At 32.0% G+C, this 15,829-nt stretch carries 15 protein-coding genes; 6 read left to right on the top strand and 9 right to left on the bottom strand.

Annotation, left to right across the window (positions count from 1 at the left end; translation table 11 throughout):
- Positions 1-40: 40 nt before the first annotated feature.
- Positions 41-757, bottom strand: a complete 717-nt coding sequence (locus tag KO515_RS06845) for a hypothetical protein (protein WP_215935638.1) — start codon at positions 755-757, stop codon at positions 41-43.
- The gene (locus KO515_RS06840; protein WP_215935637.1) at positions 750-1,289 is read right to left on the bottom strand and encodes an RNA polymerase sigma factor; all 540 of its coding nucleotides are present in this window, start codon (positions 1,287-1,289) and stop codon (positions 750-752) included. Before KO515_RS06840 ends, KO515_RS06845 begins: the two co-directional genes overlap by 8 nt.
- 147 nt (positions 1,290-1,436) lie before the next feature.
- On the opposite strand from KO515_RS06840, the gene KO515_RS06835 reads away from it, so the two are divergent.
- Entirely contained in the window at positions 1,437-1,907 is a 471-nt protein-coding gene (locus tag KO515_RS06835; protein ID WP_215935636.1) for a DUF6252 family protein, read from the top strand.
- A 55-nt stretch (positions 1,908-1,962) separates the two neighbouring features.
- On the opposite strand, the gene KO515_RS06830 is transcribed toward KO515_RS06835, so the two are convergent.
- Positions 1,963-2,169 (bottom strand): hypothetical protein, encoded by a 207-nt coding sequence (locus tag KO515_RS06830; protein WP_215935635.1) that lies wholly within the window; start codon positions 2,167-2,169, stop codon positions 1,963-1,965.
- Between the two features lie 10 nt (positions 2,170-2,179).
- Complete coding sequence (locus tag KO515_RS06825; RefSeq protein WP_215935634.1) at positions 2,180-2,761, bottom strand: MarC family protein; 582 nt, start codon at positions 2,759-2,761, stop codon at positions 2,180-2,182.
- 169 nt (positions 2,762-2,930) lie between these two features.
- Here KO515_RS06825 and KO515_RS06820 point away from each other — a divergent pair, with 169 nt between their 5' ends.
- On the top strand, positions 2,931-3,500 hold the full coding sequence (locus KO515_RS06820) for a DUF3109 family protein (protein WP_215935633.1): 570 nt from the start codon (positions 2,931-2,933) through the stop codon (positions 3,498-3,500).
- Positions 3,501-3,546: 46 nt separating this feature from the next.
- Here KO515_RS06820 and KO515_RS06815 read toward each other — a convergent pair whose 3' ends face one another.
- Together KO515_RS06815 and KO515_RS06810 are read right to left on the bottom strand one after the other, a co-directional pair.
- Complete coding sequence (locus tag KO515_RS06815; RefSeq protein ID WP_215935632.1) at positions 3,547-5,499, bottom strand: tetratricopeptide repeat protein; 1,953 nt, start codon at positions 5,497-5,499, stop codon at positions 3,547-3,549.
- Between the two features lie 3 nt (positions 5,500-5,502).
- Complete coding sequence (locus KO515_RS06810) at positions 5,503-6,237, bottom strand: LytR/AlgR family response regulator transcription factor (protein ID WP_215935631.1); 735 nt, start codon at positions 6,235-6,237, stop codon at positions 5,503-5,505.
- An 819-nt stretch (positions 6,238-7,056) separates the two neighbouring features.
- Here KO515_RS06810 and KO515_RS06805 point away from each other — a divergent pair.
- The 3 genes from KO515_RS06805 (at position 7,057) to KO515_RS06795 (ending at position 10,750) form a co-directional block, all read left to right on the top strand.
- A complete protein-coding gene (locus KO515_RS06805) occupies positions 7,057-8,331 on the top strand; it encodes a ribonucleotide-diphosphate reductase subunit beta (RefSeq protein ID WP_215935630.1) in 1,275 nt (424 codons plus the stop codon).
- Between the two features lie 15 nt (positions 8,332-8,346).
- A complete protein-coding gene (locus KO515_RS06800; protein WP_215935629.1) occupies positions 8,347-10,131 on the top strand; it encodes a ribonucleoside-diphosphate reductase subunit alpha in 1,785 nt (594 codons plus the stop codon).
- Between the two features lie 109 nt (positions 10,132-10,240).
- Positions 10,241-10,750, top strand: coding sequence for an RDD family protein (locus tag KO515_RS06795; protein WP_215935628.1), 510 nt, complete (start codon positions 10,241-10,243; stop codon positions 10,748-10,750).
- Here the strand turns inward: KO515_RS06795 and KO515_RS06790 are convergent.
- The 3 genes from KO515_RS06790 to KO515_RS06780 form a co-directional block, all read right to left on the bottom strand.
- Positions 10,747-11,466: a DUF6503 family protein gene (locus tag KO515_RS06790; protein ID WP_215935627.1), complete on the bottom strand. Its 720-nt coding sequence runs from the start codon at positions 11,464-11,466 to the stop codon at positions 10,747-10,749. The two genes, KO515_RS06795 and KO515_RS06790, sit on opposite strands and share 4 nt — an antisense overlap.
- Before the next feature lie 108 nt (positions 11,467-11,574).
- Positions 11,575-12,426: an OmpA/MotB family protein gene (locus KO515_RS06785; protein ID WP_215935626.1), complete on the bottom strand. Its 852-nt coding sequence runs from the start codon at positions 12,424-12,426 to the stop codon at positions 11,575-11,577.
- A 250-nt stretch (positions 12,427-12,676) separates the two neighbouring features.
- Positions 12,677-14,968, bottom strand: a complete 2,292-nt coding sequence (locus tag KO515_RS06780) for an inorganic phosphate transporter (protein WP_215935625.1) — start codon at positions 14,966-14,968, stop codon at positions 12,677-12,679.
- A gap of 436 nt (positions 14,969-15,404) precedes the next feature.
- On the opposite strand from KO515_RS06780, the gene KO515_RS06775 reads away from it, so the two are divergent.
- A complete protein-coding gene (locus KO515_RS06775; protein ID WP_215935624.1) occupies positions 15,405-15,758 on the top strand; it encodes a toxin-antitoxin system YwqK family antitoxin in 354 nt (117 codons plus the stop codon).
- Positions 15,759-15,829: the final 71 nt, after the last annotated feature.

Below are 15,829 nucleotides of genomic sequence, written 5' to 3'. Positions count from 1 at the left end.
TTTTCCTATTAATGTCAACTTTATAAAAAGGTAAACCTGTTTATTTTATTTTTTTAAGAATGGCATCTGCAGCCTTGTATTTATAGGACTTTTTGGTTGTAATAGCCTGTAGTAAAACTTTAGCGTCTTTGATATTGTCGCTTTTTAAATACGCTAAAGCCAAATACCAATTGCGATGAGTTGCTAATTTATCCTCGTAGCCTTTATGTTGTTCAAATAAATTAATAGCATTTTGTGTGTTGCCTAATTGCAATTCACATATAGCCTCATAAAATAGATAATAAGAGGTGTTCGTTGTATTAAATAAGGTATGAAACTTCTCTGCTGCTACTTTATAATTATGCGCATCGTAATAAACAAAAGCCTCTGTTTTTGTATCTGTGTTTTCATTGCCACGAGATGTAGGAGTTATGACATTAGCATAAGGTTGAAAATATTCTGCAAATAATTGTTCATTTGAAAAATTCTCTCTTGGTTGAAGTAGGCTAAAGATGCCTAGGGCTATAATTAATGAGGCTGCAATGGCTATTGCATAATAATTAAAACGTTTTTTGGGAGCTTCTAGTTGTTGAAGCTTTCGTTTTAGATCATCTTTTTTTATTGAAATAATAGCTGTTTTTGTTTGTTTTTCAAATTCAACCTGTGCTCTGAATTCAGCATCTGTTGACATTAATTTATCAAACAAGGTTTTTTGATTGGCATTGAGTTTACCATCAAAATAAAGTGCTATTAATTCTTCGTTTTTCATACTATGCATTTACGAGATGTTTTAGTTTTTTTAAACATCTCGATTTTAGGCTTTTTACAACATCTGTTTTATCATAGTTCTCAATCTCTTTTATGTCTTTTAAGGTATTCCCTTTAAAATAAAAAAGTTCTAAAATGCGCTGGCATTGTTTGCCTAGTTTTTTAAAATTTGCTTTTACGAGCTGTTCTCGCTCAGATAATACTTCATTTTCTAAAGTTAAATCCTCAAGAGTAATTTCTTCATTAATGGGTGCATCAATAATATTTAATTTAGAATGTGCTCTGAGGTGCTCATAAATCTTAAACTTGCCAATACTAAATAAGTAGGTTTTTATACTACTTGTAAATGCTGTTATTTTTCCATTCAATAAATTTTCATAAAGACTTAAAAAACTGTCTTGGTAAATATCTACGATTTCATTGTCCTTTAATGAGAACTTTCTACCAAAAGCTACAAAATCACCTTTATAGTTTTTATAAAGAAGTTCAAAGGCATTATCCTTATCCTTTAAAAGATCTTCTAGTGTAGGTTCTTTATTCATTAATGCGTTAGAGACTAAAAAGTAAACTCAAAGTTAGAAAAAACAATTGTAATGAAAATATTTTTAAATAATTGTGCTTTATGATGTTTACCTTTTTAATTACATGTCATAAATGGAAGAACTATTAATTTAAAACCTATTTTAAAAATGAAAGTATTACAAACAATTTTATTTATGGCATTTGCGTTCTTAGCAACATCATGCGGTGGAGATGACGATTCTCCTTCGGAACCTTCTAATAATAATTTGTTTTCTGTGAAAATCAATGGAACAGATTATAATCCGCAGTTTGTTAACGGATTAATTACAGTAATAGGCTCTACTATTACAATAAGTGGTAGTGAGTCTAATGGTGATAATGTGGTTATTAATTTTCCTATTAGTGCAGAAGCGGGAGATACGTTTGCCGTTGCAGACACACAGTTTGTGGCTAGCTACGATGCTAGTAATGGTGATAGTGCTCTGTCGAGTAGCGGTAGCATTACAATTACAGCTCATAATACAGAGACTCAAAAAGTATCTGGTACTTTTAACTTTGTTGGAGATCCAATACTCACAGGAGGTACAACTTATAGTTTTACTGAGGGGACTTTTGAAGTGACTTACAGTTTAAATTAAGTAAAGCTATTTTAAGCGTAATGAGCCTAATTACCACTATTTTGAGTTAGCTGGATTAGGCTCTATTTTTTTTAGAAAGCTTTTCAATCTTCTTAGAAATTCTAAGGATTTGCAACAGGACTAATGCACAAAGAGCCGCTGCAATTGTAATTAAGGCTGTTTGACTTTCCCCTTCTAGGAGGGCATTAAAATTTAGCTTTGTTGCATTAAAAATAATGAGTGCTATTGCAATAATCGATAGAATAAGTGTGAGTACCTTCATATTTAAAATTTTACATCAATAATGCTTTAATGTTATGAGCAAATAGCTTTACGGCTATGGCTAACAAAATTACACCAAATATTTTTCTTATTATGTTAATTCCGTTGGCTCCGATAAGACGCTCAATTTTTGATGATGTTTTAAGTACAATATAAATAACGACGACATTACTGATTACAGCTACGATTATGTTTTCAATGGCAAATTCTGCACGTAAGGATAATAAGGTAGTTAATGTTCCTGGTCCTGCCATAAGCGGAAATGCCAATGGGAAAACTGAGGCTGTGACTGCACTGTGTTCATCATCTTTATAAAGCGTGATGCCCAAAACCATTTCTAAGGCAATAAAGAAGATGACAAATGCACCAGCAACAGCAAATGAATTAACGTCAATACCAATAAGACTTAATAGGCTTTTTCCTACAAACAGAAAAATGACCATAATAACACCAGCTATTATAGAAGCCTTTCCACTTTGTATATGACCAACTTTTTTACGCAAATCTATGACAATTGGAATGTTTCCAATGATATCAATTACCGCAAAAAGAATCATGAAAGCTGTAAATATTTCTTTAAAATTAAGTTGCATTTTTTTCGTGTTTTAAAACTATTGTAAATTTAAAAAATAATAGTAATGAATTGATTGTTAAAGATTTAATAGTTGTTTTGTGTTGGGGTTTTGAAATTTTTTGCAAAGGTGCGATATTATTACAGATTTTCAATACATAATTGCAGTTAAGTTTAAGTATTTTTGTCGCATGTTTCAACTCGGAAAAACTATAGTCTCAGAAGACATTATTGAAAAGGATTTTGTTTGTAATCTTTCAGCGTGTAAAGGTGCATGCTGTATTGATGGAGATGCAGGTGCTCCTTTAGATAAAGAGGAGGTTAAAATACTAGAAGATATTTATCCTAAAGTTAAACCATTTCTTAGAAAAGAAGGTATTGCAGCTATTGATGCGCAAGGGACTTCAATAACTACAGATTTTGGGGATTTTGAAACACCATTAATCAATGGTGCAGATTGTGCTTATGTCATTTTTGATGAGAAAAAAACAGCACTTTGCGCTATAGAAGAAGCGTATAACCAAGGAGAAATTTCTTGGAAGAAACCGGTCTCTTGTCATTTATACCCAATACGAGTTAAAGAATACACGGAATTCTCTGGGGTTAATTATGATAAGTGGGAAATTTGTGATGATGCCTGTGCTTTAGGCAAAGAATTACAAGTGCCAATTTATAAGTTTGTAAAAGAAGCATTGATTAGAAAGTTTGGTGAAGATTGGTACGCTGAATTGGAAAAGGTTGCAGAGACTTATAATCGATAATGTAGGATCCCAAAACAAAGGTTAATCAAAACGAGATTAGTTTTTGTTAAGCCATTATTTGATTTTTCAGTTTTATAGGAATTTGTAAAATTATTTTCGTTCCGGAAGGGGTTTTGTCGTCGTATAAATCTACAATTTCTAAGGTGTAAGAATCTTCGAAAGCTTCTGAGAAATTAGCTAATCGTGCTTTGGTGATATCGATTCCAACTGAGTTTCGTTCTAACCGTTTTTTATCATTAATTTCTTTCGATGCTAATCGACCAATGCCGTTGTCGGTAATTTCTACAGTTATAAATTTTGATGATTTCTTAGTAACCTTTAAGTCTATTTTTTTATTATTCGATTTTGAAGATAAACCGTGCCATAACGAATTTTCTAAAAAGGGTTGAAGGACTAAAGATGGAAGTTTGATGATTTCGGTGTTGATAGATGGATCTACATTGATGTTAAAATCTATTTCATTTGAAAATCGAATATTTTCAATATTCATATATAATTTCATAGTTTCAAGCTCATCATGGAGGGATGTTTCTTTTTCTTTTGAAGCCATTAAAATCTTTCGAATTAATTTCGAAAACTTATTGAGATAATAAACCGCATTGGTTTTATCATTATTAATAATGTAAAGTTTAATGGAATTCAGCGAATTAAAAATAAAATGCGGATTCATTTGGCTTCGTAACATATCTTGTTCCAATGTTAAGATGTGCTTGTCGCGTTTTAAAGCTTTTGTTCTATGTATAATAAAAAGGGCAATGCCAATAGCGCCAAGGAGTAATGATGTGTATAATAAGATTTGTTTATTCCGCTCTAATCGTAATCGTACGGCTTCATTCTCTATGGCTAAAGCTTTTATTTGATTGTTTTTATTTTCATTTTCATATTCCATCGCAATATCATTAACATACTGCAGGTTTTGTTCCGTTAGAAAGGTGTTTTCTATTTCAACAGCATCTTGGTAATACTTTAAGGCGTTTTCAAAATTTCCATTCTTTTGGTTAATTTCAGATAATAATTTACTGGATTCAGCAATAGATGATTTTAAATTATAGGAATTAGCAATGTTTAGGGCTTTTTTTAGGTGTTTTTCAGCAATGTCAAGTTGATTGGTTTCTTTTTCTAGTTGTCCAAGGTTGAGGTATGAAGCTGTTATATAATATTGGTCGTCTAACTTTAATGCCTTTTCTAAGGCTTCTAAAATAATTGGTTTGGCATCTGTATAGTTACTTTGTTTTAGATAAACACGACCTATGCTGTTAAAACAAATCACACGACCAATTTCAGAATCAATAATATTATTATAATCTAGTGAAAGCTGATAGTTCGTTAGGGCCTTATTTAATAATCCCTTAGCTTCTTCTGCATAACCAATGTTATGATAGTTAATCGCTAATCCTAATTTGTTGTCTGCTTCTTTTTCAAGTGCAAGCGACTTGTTAAATTGACTTAAGGCGAGATCATATTGTTTTAAGGCCAAATAAATATTCCCAATACTATTTTGAGATATGGCAATACTTTGAGATATGGATTTGGATGGGGTAATAACAGAATAGGCAATCTTTAAGGCTTCTGTATGATAGTCCAGTGCTAGCTTAACAATGTCCATGCGTCGGTAAACGACACCTATCATGTTCAAACTTATAATCTTCAACTCGTCACTTTTTGCTTCATTTGCATAGATTTCAGCTTCCTGATGAAGCCTTAAAGATTCGTCGTAATTAGAGATGTCTCTTTGTATAACACCTAAAGCGTTAAGTGCATAACTAGCTCCCTCATACCAAGAAGCTTCTTTAGATAGATCTAATAAGCGTGTCATTTTTGCACTATCGCGATCAAATGGTTTTAGAAGAGAATCTATGATAGTGTGCTGTGAAGGCTTATTTTCTTGAACATAATTAAGGGCATTTTCAAAATTCTCTGATTGAGCAGAGCCATAAGAACTAAATAGGAATATTAAGATGCAAAGGCTTATCAGCTTATGCGAAAAAAAATGTGTCATAAACTATAGCTTTTCTAAAAAATCTGATTTTCGCTGTCTTGCCACAGGGATTTTATGATCACTATCCATAATAACATAGCCTTCATTTTTTATAAACGCTTTTATCTTATTGAGGTTTATAATGTAAGAGTTATGAATCCTAAAAAAATAGTGCTCTGGCAAAATTGCATCAACTTCTTTTAGTTTTTTAGTGATGACAATTTTTTTTTGATTTTGTAAATATAGTGTGCTGTAATTACCATCAGACGCTATATATATAATATCGTCAATATCTAAAAAGAGTAATTTACCATCGGTATTAATAGTGATTTTCTTTTTATCAAATTGTGTATTAAAATTATCGAGCATACGCTCTAACTTAAAAGAGTTAATTGTGCGTTCACTATGTTTTTTAATTTTTGAAATACAATCTTTTAAATCGTCTGAGTCTATTGGTTTTAATAAGTAGTCCGTTGCTTCATGTTTTAAAGCTTTTATAGCATATTCATCGTAAGCTGTGGTAATTACAACAGCAAAGTTAATGGCATTGAGTTGCTCTAAAAACTGAAAACCCCCAATGGTTGGCATTTGTACATCTAAAAACAAACAATCTGGTGTGTTAGTATTTAAAAACTTTAAGGCTTTATCTGGATTAGTAAAAGAAGCCATGACTTCAATTTCATCACTAAAATTGCTGATTTCCCAAATTAAACTCTGGATAGCTTTTGGTTCATCATCTACAATTACTGCTTTCAACATAGTTATAAATTATTAAATCTAAATATAATAATATATTGAGTATCTAGAATGTAAATATGTGTGCAATGCATAGTTTTGTGTGTAGAATGCTAAAAAAGGGCATAACCATTTATACACTATTTTTTACCATTGATACATTACACTAAGTTTAAGTCGAGAATTAAAATGATATTTGCGCAATGAAACTAACCAAAAAAGTTACGGCAAATTAGGGGTTTGCTTTTTTTGGTTTTAAGCTATTAATTAGTAGGAATTAGAATTGTAATAATTCTAAAATTTCATTACTGTGTTAATTATAATAAGTAAATTTTTAAATTTCTTATTATTAGTTTTAGTTAGTTATTAGGGAAAAAAGAGCGTTGTGTAAGCGCTCTTTTTTGTTGCCTATTTTTAACATGGCTTAATGCTTCAACCATCAATAAACGCGCTTGCTAACCCTAATTTTAACACGATTAAACTTACATTTTTAGTTAGGTCTTATTTGGTTTAAAGCGTTATATTACAGTCTATTGTGTTATATTTTAACATTTCTGCTTTTCTTCAGGATTACACTAATTTGTTAAGAACTTGTTGACAATGTTTATAAAATTGCCTTTTATTTTTAATGACAATTGTCAATCTTTGTTGGGAGCAAAATAAAATAGATTTTTTGATTTTTTTGGGATTAAAAAAAAGTTGAAAAATCATTTTTTTATCAAATTCGCCCCTTTATTTCTATAGAGGAAAAAATATAAAAACGTTTAACGGATTCACCCATATTATTAGAATGATATCACACCATTCTAATGACTTTATGGTTATTAAATTAAAAAAAAAAACATGGAGATTACTCAGATTATTAAAAGAGATTACGAAACAAGTCCGTTTGTTTTAAATAAAATTTCTAACGCTATTGAAAAAGCAATGCTTTCTGTTGGAAATGGCTCTAAAGAAGATGCTAATACAATTTCTGTAAAAGTGTTACAAACATTATTAGAGAGAAAGGCGATAGATCATAATTATTTACCTACCGTAGAAGAAGTACAAGATCTTGTTGAAGAGAAATTAATGGAAAGTTCGTTTCATGGTGTTGCAAAAGCCTACATATTATATAGAGACGAACAAGCTAGACTTAGAAAAACAAATATTTTTGAAAAGCGTATTAACTTAAAACCTTATGAATATCCAGATCTTAATGAGTATGTAGATGCCATTAGACATTCGTACTGGATTCATTCGGAATTTAACTTTACAAGTGATATTCAAGATTTTAAAACAAGATTGACCGTTGTAGAGCAAAATGCGATTAAAAATACTATGCTTGCGATTTCGCAGATTGAAGTTGCTGTAAAATCATTTTGGGGAGATATTTACCATAAAATGCCGAAGCCAGAAATCGGATCTGTAGGAGCAACATTTGCAGAAAGTGAAGTGCGTCATCACGATGCGTATTCACATTTATTAGAAATTTTAGGACTTAATAACGAATTTAAAAACCTAAAGAAAAAGCCGGTAATAATGAGACGTGTTCATTATTTAGAAACCGCTTTAAAAAATGCAAAAAGTGAGGATAATAAAGAATATGCAGAATCAATTTTATTGTTTTCTCTTTTTATAGAACATGTCTCTTTATTTTCTCAGTTTTTAATAATAATGGCTTTCAACAAACATAAGAACATGCTTAAAGGTGTTTCTAATGTGGTGGAAGCAACGTCTAAAGAAGAACAAATTCACGGTGACTTCGGAATTGACATTATTAAAATTATCAAAAAAGAAAACCCAACATGGTTTGATGAAGAACACAGTTCTTTAGTTAGAGACTTATGTAAAGAGGCTTTTGATTCTGAAAGTAAATTGGTGGATTGGATTTTTGAAGCAGGAGAATTAGATTTCTTGCCTAAAAATGTGATTAACGAATTCATAAAAAACAGATTCAACAACTCATTAGAAAGTATTGGCATCGAAAAAGTATTTGATGTTGATGAAAAATTATTAGAACAAACCGATTGGTTTGATGACGAAATTATTGGAACTAAGCATGGAGATTTCTTTGTGAAACGTTCCATTAACTATGCAAAAAGACAAAAAAGTGTAACCGGCGACGACCTATTTTAATCCATTAACGACCCTATGAACCAAGACATCAAAAACAAAGTGAACCACGAAACAGTAAAAACATCTAGCCACGATGAATTAATTAAAGCTAGAAAAGAAGCTATTAAAGAAGCTAAATCAGAACCAGAAATAAAATGGTTAACAGAGCATAGTCGTCAATTTTTAGCCTCTGGTTACCTTACCGGAGATACAACACCTGAAGAACGTATTAGAGAAATTGCTAATAATGCAGAAAAAATATTAGGCATCGATGGATTTGCCGATAAGTTTTATGGATATATGGCAGAAGGCTATTACTCATTAGCATCTCCAGTATGGTCTAACTTTGGAAAAAGACGTGGCTTACCAATTAGTTGTTTTGGATCACATATTTCTGATGATATGGGAGATATCTTGTATACACAATCTGAAGTAGGAATGATGTCTAAATTAGGAGGTGGTACTTCTGGTTATTTTGGTAAACTTCGTCATAGAGGTGCACCTGTAAAAAACAATGGAGAATCTTCGGGAGCTGTACATATTATGCAGTTGTTTGAAAAAATGGTTGATGTGGTGAGTCAAGGTTCAGTGAGAAGAGGTCGTTTTTCTCCGTACTTACCAATAGATCACAAAGATATTCATGAGTTTTTAGAAATAGGAACTGAAGGAAATCCAATTCAAGAATTAACCCATGGTGTTACTGTTGGTAATGATTGGATGCAAGAAATGATTGATGGTGATGCCGATAAAAGAGCCATTTGGGCAAAAGTTTTACAACGTAGAGGAGAAATAGGATATCCTTATATTTTCTTTAGAGATAATGCCAACAATACGGCACCAGATGTCTATCGCGATAAAAAGCATGAAATCTACGCAAGTAACTTGTGTTCAGAAATTATGTTACCAACAAATGATAAATGGTCGTTTGTATGTGTATTATCATCTATAAACTTATTACACTATGACAAGTGGAAAGATACCGATGCTGTTGAAACTATGGTGTATTTCTTAGATGCTGTTTTAGAAGAATTCATCACTAAATTAGAAGTGTATAGAGATTCTGAAGACAGAGATAATAGACAAACCTTCATGTTTATGGAGAAAGCCTATAATTTCGCAAAAGAAAACAGAGCTTTAGGTTTAGGAGCTTTAGGATGGCATTCGTTATTACAATCTAAAATGGTCGCTTTTGATAGTAAAGAAGCTTTTGATTTAAATAGTGAAATCTTTAAAACTATAAAAGACAAGTCGGTTAAGGCTTCTGAAGAGTTAGCGAAGTTATTTGGTGAGCCAGAAGTATTAAAAGGCTACGGAAGACGTAATACCACGTTAAATGCTGTGGCACCAACAACGTCATCTGCTTTTATATTAGGACAAGTATCACAAGGTATTGAGCCAATTTGGTCTAATAGCTATGTTAAGGATATCGCGAAAATCAAAACAACCATTAAGAATCCGTATTTAGTAGCACTTTTAGAAGAAAAAGGCATGAATACGAATGAGATCTGGAGAAGTATCCGTGATTATGATGGTTCTGTTCAACATTTAGAAGGATTGACTGACCATGAAAAGGATGTGTTTAAAACTTATTCTGAAATTGATCAAATGACCATCATTTATCAAGCAGCGAATAGACAAAACCACATAGATCAGGCACAATCTTTAAACATTATGGTGCATCCAGATATGCCAGTAAAAGACATTAATAAGATTTATGTTACAGCTTGGCAATTAGGGGTAAAATCATTGTACTACCAACACAGTATGAATGCGGCACAGAAGTTTAAGCAAAAGAAAGAATGTGCTAGTTGTGAAGGGTAATTAGACAAATTCCTGCGAAGGCAGGAATCTTATCAAATTAAATATCAAAAAGCATCTCAGTTCTGAGGTGCTTTTTTTATGTTTGAATAGTTTAAATCATTCATCAGCCATGCAAGAAAACATATTTGAAATTACCGATGATTTATTAGCTAGCAAAAGTCAGCGTTTTGTTCATTATATTGTTGATGCAATTCCCCAATATTTATTTTTCTATATCTTAACTTATTTGTTTTATTATTTAGGAGAGTTTACGGGTATTTATGTTTTTTATGACTACTGGAACGGGATCTCTGAAATTGAAGATCTAATTATAACTTATTTATTTATAGTTCTTTATTACTTTGTAATGGAGAAATACACTTTTAAAACATTTGGGAAGCTTTTTACTAAAACAATCGTGGTTTCTATTGATGGTAGTGAGCCTACCTCGAAACAAATACTTCAAAGAAGCTTAAGTAGGTGTATACCATTTGATGCTTTTTCCTTTTTAGGTACAATTGGTAAAGGTTGGCATGATTCTTTATCAAATACTTGTGTAGTTAAAGAGGATAAATTTTATGCAAGAAAAAATGCCTTGCTCGCATTAGAAAAAATTGGACAAATTGGTAACGATTATTAATCTTCAACTAAAGTATCAGTCCCCAAATACGTATCATCTTTATTATAATACCAAGCTCTAGCTTTAGGCATTTTAATGCCATTTACAACGGCTTCTTCAGTGAGCACTATATATTCACCTGTTTCTGGTTTTTCTATGCCATGGTCATCTGTTTTAAAGAACTGGTAGATTTCCATAGCGTATGTCTTCGGATTAAAATAAAAATACCAAACATCACTACCTACAGTTTCATCATAAGTGACTTTTAAAACTAAATACGTTTTGCCTTTAAATGTTTTCTTTTCAACCTTGTCGTTAAGGTTAGTGCCAGGATCCTTTAGTTTCATGGGCAAGCCATATAAATAAGAGTAATAGTTTTTATAAAGAGTGGCTCTGTCGCAAGTCATCTTCTTTGCTTTAGCCGAAATACTATCTAAAGCTTTACCATTGTAGCTCATTTGACACTTACCTTTATCTAAAGTATACGTGGTAGTTGTGCTATCTTTTGTGGCGCTGACATTAAAATAGTCGTCAGGCAAATTAATAGAAATAACGCTCGTGCGTTTTGGAGCACTTGGAGTGGTCATTACAACAGTGAAGGTATCATTAAAGCTTGTCCAATTACCATTGGGATCGTGGTAATCTATGGCATTTTTTAATAACGCTTTTGAAGTTATATCTTGACTAAAACCAGCGATGGATATCAAAAAGACTACGAATGCGACATATAATTTCATAAAACTAATTTTTCTACAAAATACAACATAACCATCAAAAAAAGCATCCAATGCCGAATTGTTCGGGAGGATGCTTTTTTAAATTGACCCATAAATAGGTTAATGGATTTATTCTGCTTCCATCATAGCAAAGAACTTATCAATGTTTGGCATTAAAATAATGCGCGTTCTACGATTTTTAGCTCTGTTAGCGTTATTGTCGTTTTCTACCAAAGGTTGGTAGCTGCTACGTCCAGATGCAATTAATTGTTCTGGTGCTACATTAAACTGTTTTTGTAATTTACGTACTACAGAAGTGGCGCGTAATACACTTAAATCCCAGTTGTCAGCAATTTTGTCGGTGTTAATACTTCTAGAATCGGTATGACCTTCAACCATAACATCTAAGCTTGGTTCAGAGTTGATCACATCTGCTAATTTTTGTAATATTTTATCTGCTTTGTTTCCAACTCTATAACTTGCTGTGTTAAAAAGCATATCATCAGCGATAGAAATCATGACTACAGTTTCGTTAATATCTACAGCGATATCTGCATCTTCATTAAGATCACTAGTATCCATAGCTTTACTTAAATTGTACTGAACCGCTAAGTTCATAGAATCTTTTAACGTTTTAGCTCCGGCTAATTTTTCTGCACTTACGTTTTTAAGCGTTTCACGCATTTTTTCTTTACTCGCGCCAGAAGCTACTGTACCATCTTCAGATACTTGAAATTTTGCTTTGTTATCAATTGTTAAGCCTTCAACATCTTCGTTTAAAGATTGAATTTTAGCATTGTATTGATTAACGCGTGCTTCAATGGCAGAGAACTTGTTTTCTAAATCTTCTTTTTCTACTCTGGTTTTAGTAAGTTCACTTACGGTTTCACCATGTTGTTGTTCTAATTCTAAGTATTTTTTCTTAGACACACAAGAACTTAATATTACAGCAGTTACTAAAAGGATTGAAATTTTCTTCATATTATGATTTTTGGTTATTATAGTTTTAAAGTTATATATACGATAAAAGGTGCGCTTTGGATGTTGAAAGTTCAAATTATTTAACATTTATAGCAATTTAATGGTCTCATGTTAAACTTGTAGATTTTAAATGGTAACGTAAAATATTGAATGGGTTGTTGTTGCGTATGTTTCTTAAGGGGGTCACATAAAAAAGCTTCAAGTCTATAAAGATTTGAAGCTTTTTAATATCTATATAAATAGTGATTGACTATTCTTCTTCTGTTTCTGTAGTTGTAGATTCTGTATGTATGGTTGCAGGTTCTACAGAGCTATCATGTGAATTGTAATACTCTTCTAATAAATTCATCATAGCCGTTAATAAGTCTTTTGTTTCTAAAAGTAAACTAAAATATAACGTTGTGTTTTTCGGACTTGATTCTTCATTTCGTGTACGTTCTACTTGCTTTTGAATTTTATCTCGCACCAAGGTATACACTCCTGTTTTTTCTGTTAATACCGCTCCGATTTGTTCAAATGAACGCGATTCAAAAGCGACTTGTGTTGTAGAAAACAAGGTTTCCATACGTGTATCTAAGTCTTTAAGCTCTTTAATCTGGCTAAACTTTAATTTCTTATGATTATTATTAACATGCTTATGGCTGACTTTAGAAATGTATTCTAAAGATTGGGCCATATCTTGTAAATAGCCTAATATATTAATGTAAAAGTTACTTGCTGAAAGGCTAGGCTCTTCTAAGTTTTTAATGAAATAGAAAATGTTATCCCTTAAGTCATCAATTTCACTAGACAGTTTATCTATTTGTTTTTTATTCCTCTTTAATTTTTTTAAATCCTGTACGGCCAAACCATTAATAGCTGAAGTGTAGATCTTATTACCACGTTTAATTACACTAGCAATGTTAGAAGCACTCTCATGAATAACTCCTTGTGTTGAGCTACTTTCAGCTTTTTCTAGCTGGTCTTCTTCTTTCATTAGTTTTGTGCTCTTACGATGAGCTAAAAAGCTTCTTAATAATAAAAGCACTGCTAAAACCAATAAACCAACTAAGGCATAACCTTGTCCATGGTATAAGATGTAGGCCATAATAGCTGCAGCAACAAAAGCACTAAACGCTGTGAAAAACCATCCACCGATAACGTTAAGTACACCAGCAACTCTGTAGACAGCACTTTCACTTCCCCAAGCTCTATCGGCTAAAGAGGTACCCATAGCTACCATAAAGGTGACGTAAGTTGTAGATAGTGGTAACTTCATTGATGTGGCAATAGAGATTAAGACACTGGCTACCATTAAATTTACAGCTGCTCTAACCAAATCAAACGCAGGCATATCATGTGATTTTGCTACAATTTTTGGTTTTATAAATTGTTTATCCGACCAATTTATAAAGGATTTAGGAAGAACAGTATTTAAGCTGTCAGATAAAACAATGGTTCCTCTTACGATACTTCTAGATAGAAAATTAGGCTCAAAGCGTTCTTTTATATCATCTTGTCTGGATAAATCTACTGAGGTTTTTACAACGGCTTTAGCTTTACTCGAAAACCAAAGTGTTAATACCATTATAAGTCCAGCAATTAAAAGAAGTATAGGTTGTGTCTGCACAGGTTCGCTCAATGCAGTCATAACATATTCTGTAGGTAAAGAACCGCTTCCTGACCATGCCTCATACGAGTTGTATGCTGCGATAGGCACTCCAATGAAGTTTACCAAATCATTACCTGCAAAGGCTACAGCAAGGGCAAACGTTCCAATTACGATAATAACCGTATAAATATTAGTTTTAAAAAAGTGTATTACGGCATAAGATAGTAACGTTAATATTACAAAGCTAATGCCAATTAAAGCAATCGGATTTGAAGCTATTAAAGTGGTAAGATCAGCACTCATGAAGCTTGCGTTTTTCACCCCTTTTATTAGAATAAAATACAGAATAGAGGTATTGGCAACACCACTAAAAAGCGCACCATACCAAGATGGTTTTTCTTGAAATTTAAATGATAATAGTAATCGGGAAGCATACTGAATAATAGCTCCAATAGAAAAGGCAACAACGACAGATAGAAGTATGCCCAATATTATTTCAATGGCTTTAGAATTATTGATATAAATTGACAAGTCGGTAATTGATTGTGAGCTGTCTGCATAAATCTTAATTAAAGCTACGGCAACAGAGGCGCCTAATAATTCAAAAACAATAGAAACTGTTGTTGATGTGGGCATGCCGAGTGTATTGAAGAAATCGAGAAGTAGAATATCAGTCAACATTACAGCCATGAAAATGACCATAATTTCATCAAACATAAATTCACCAGGATTAAAGATGCCTTTTCGAGCGACTTCCATCATTCCACTAGAAGTTAAGGCTCCAACGGCTACACCAATACTCGCAACTATCATTATGGTTTTAAATGATACAGCTTTAGATCCTATGGCGGAATTTAAAAAGTTAACAGCGTCATTACTTACACCAACTACTAAGTCTGCTACAGCTAAAAAAGCCAATGCAGCTAGCATATAGACATAAAGATTTTCCATTAAAAAGTATTAATAAAATTGAATGCAAAGTACCTTTTTTATTTCCAAGAGAATGTTATCTAAATGTTATTATTAGACCTTGTAAATGCAATATATAGTTAGTGTCATTGGCGTTATAGGGCCTTCTGAAAACCATGGCAATAGACGGTAAAATAATTATTTGATATTCATAAAAAATGCGGACGTCAAAACGGTTAGCGTATTAAAACTGATGTTTTGGCTTTGTGGGTATTATGACGTGTAGAATGTTAAACTTCTGAGGTTAAAACGAGTTGAACCTCATATTTTAATAATGTAAATTGCGCTTATTGTGTTAAGTGGCTGATTTTTAATTTAATATCGCTCTAATGTTAACTTAATGTTACGTAAATATTGTTTAAATGTAAAATTAATGTTATATTCGTAATGTAAATATTAATTATATACCCAAATAGATATGAAAAAGATAGTCATAATATTAGTAATGTTGAGTGTAGGTTTTACATATGCTCAAAATAATAAGCCACAATTAGAAAAGAAAGGTGATTTGTTAATCGCTACCTATTTTCACGATAATGGTGAAATACAACAAACAGGTGCTTTTGATGCTAATGGTAAATTGCAAGGTAAATGGACGAGTTTTGATGTAGAAGGAAATAAATTAGCGGTTGCGACATACGATGCTGGTAAAAAAGTTGGAAAATGGTTCTTTTGGGAAGGTGATTCGCTCAAAGAAGTAGATTATAGAGACAATACTATTGTAAGTGTTGTGGAATGGTCTAATGATAGAACATTAGTGTCTTTAGATTAACGATTATAAATAAAATTAAAAAAACCGTCTCATAAATTTATGAGACGGTTTTTTATTTTAATGAACTTTTG

The sequence above is a fragment of the Winogradskyella psychrotolerans genome (assembly GCF_018860545.1).
Classification (GTDB): Bacteria; Bacteroidota; Bacteroidia; order Flavobacteriales; family Flavobacteriaceae; genus Winogradskyella; species Winogradskyella psychrotolerans_A.
The sequence above is the reverse complement of the archived record's forward strand: the minus strand, read 5'-3'. Positions and strand labels throughout refer to the sequence as shown.

What these genes read in the sequence shown, in the direction of transcription:
- KO515_RS06845 (WP_215935638.1), bottom strand. Translation starts at nt 757, where the DNA reads ATGCATAGTATGAAAAACGAAGAATTAATAGCACTTTATTTTGATGGT.
- KO515_RS06840 (WP_215935637.1), bottom strand. Translation starts at nt 1,289, where the DNA reads ATGAATAAAGAACCTACACTAGAAGATCTTTTAAAGGATAAGGATAAT.
- KO515_RS06835 (WP_215935636.1), top strand. Translation starts at nt 1,437, where the DNA reads ATGAAAGTATTACAAACAATTTTATTTATGGCATTTGCGTTCTTAGCA.
- KO515_RS06830 (WP_215935635.1), bottom strand. Translation starts at nt 2,169, where the DNA reads ATGAAGGTACTCACACTTATTCTATCGATTATTGCAATAGCACTCATT.
- KO515_RS06825 (WP_215935634.1), bottom strand. Translation starts at nt 2,761, where the DNA reads ATGCAACTTAATTTTAAAGAAATATTTACAGCTTTCATGATTCTTTTT.
- KO515_RS06820 (WP_215935633.1), top strand. Translation starts at nt 2,931, where the DNA reads ATGTTTCAACTCGGAAAAACTATAGTCTCAGAAGACATTATTGAAAAG.
- KO515_RS06815 (WP_215935632.1), bottom strand. Translation starts at nt 5,499, where the DNA reads ATGACACATTTTTTTTCGCATAAGCTGATAAGCCTTTGCATCTTAATA.
- KO515_RS06810 (WP_215935631.1), bottom strand. Translation starts at nt 6,237, where the DNA reads ATGTTGAAAGCAGTAATTGTAGATGATGAACCAAAAGCTATCCAGAGT.
- KO515_RS06805 (WP_215935630.1), top strand. Translation starts at nt 7,057, where the DNA reads ATGGAGATTACTCAGATTATTAAAAGAGATTACGAAACAAGTCCGTTT.
- KO515_RS06800 (WP_215935629.1), top strand. Translation starts at nt 8,347, where the DNA reads ATGAACCAAGACATCAAAAACAAAGTGAACCACGAAACAGTAAAAACA.
- KO515_RS06795 (WP_215935628.1), top strand. Translation starts at nt 10,241, where the DNA reads ATGCAAGAAAACATATTTGAAATTACCGATGATTTATTAGCTAGCAAA.
- KO515_RS06790 (WP_215935627.1), bottom strand. Translation starts at nt 11,466, where the DNA reads ATGAAATTATATGTCGCATTCGTAGTCTTTTTGATATCCATCGCTGGT.
- KO515_RS06785 (WP_215935626.1), bottom strand. Translation starts at nt 12,426, where the DNA reads ATGAAGAAAATTTCAATCCTTTTAGTAACTGCTGTAATATTAAGTTCT.
- KO515_RS06780 (WP_215935625.1), bottom strand. Translation starts at nt 14,968, where the DNA reads ATGGAAAATCTTTATGTCTATATGCTAGCTGCATTGGCTTTTTTAGCT.
- KO515_RS06775 (WP_215935624.1), top strand. Translation starts at nt 15,405, where the DNA reads ATGAAAAAGATAGTCATAATATTAGTAATGTTGAGTGTAGGTTTTACA.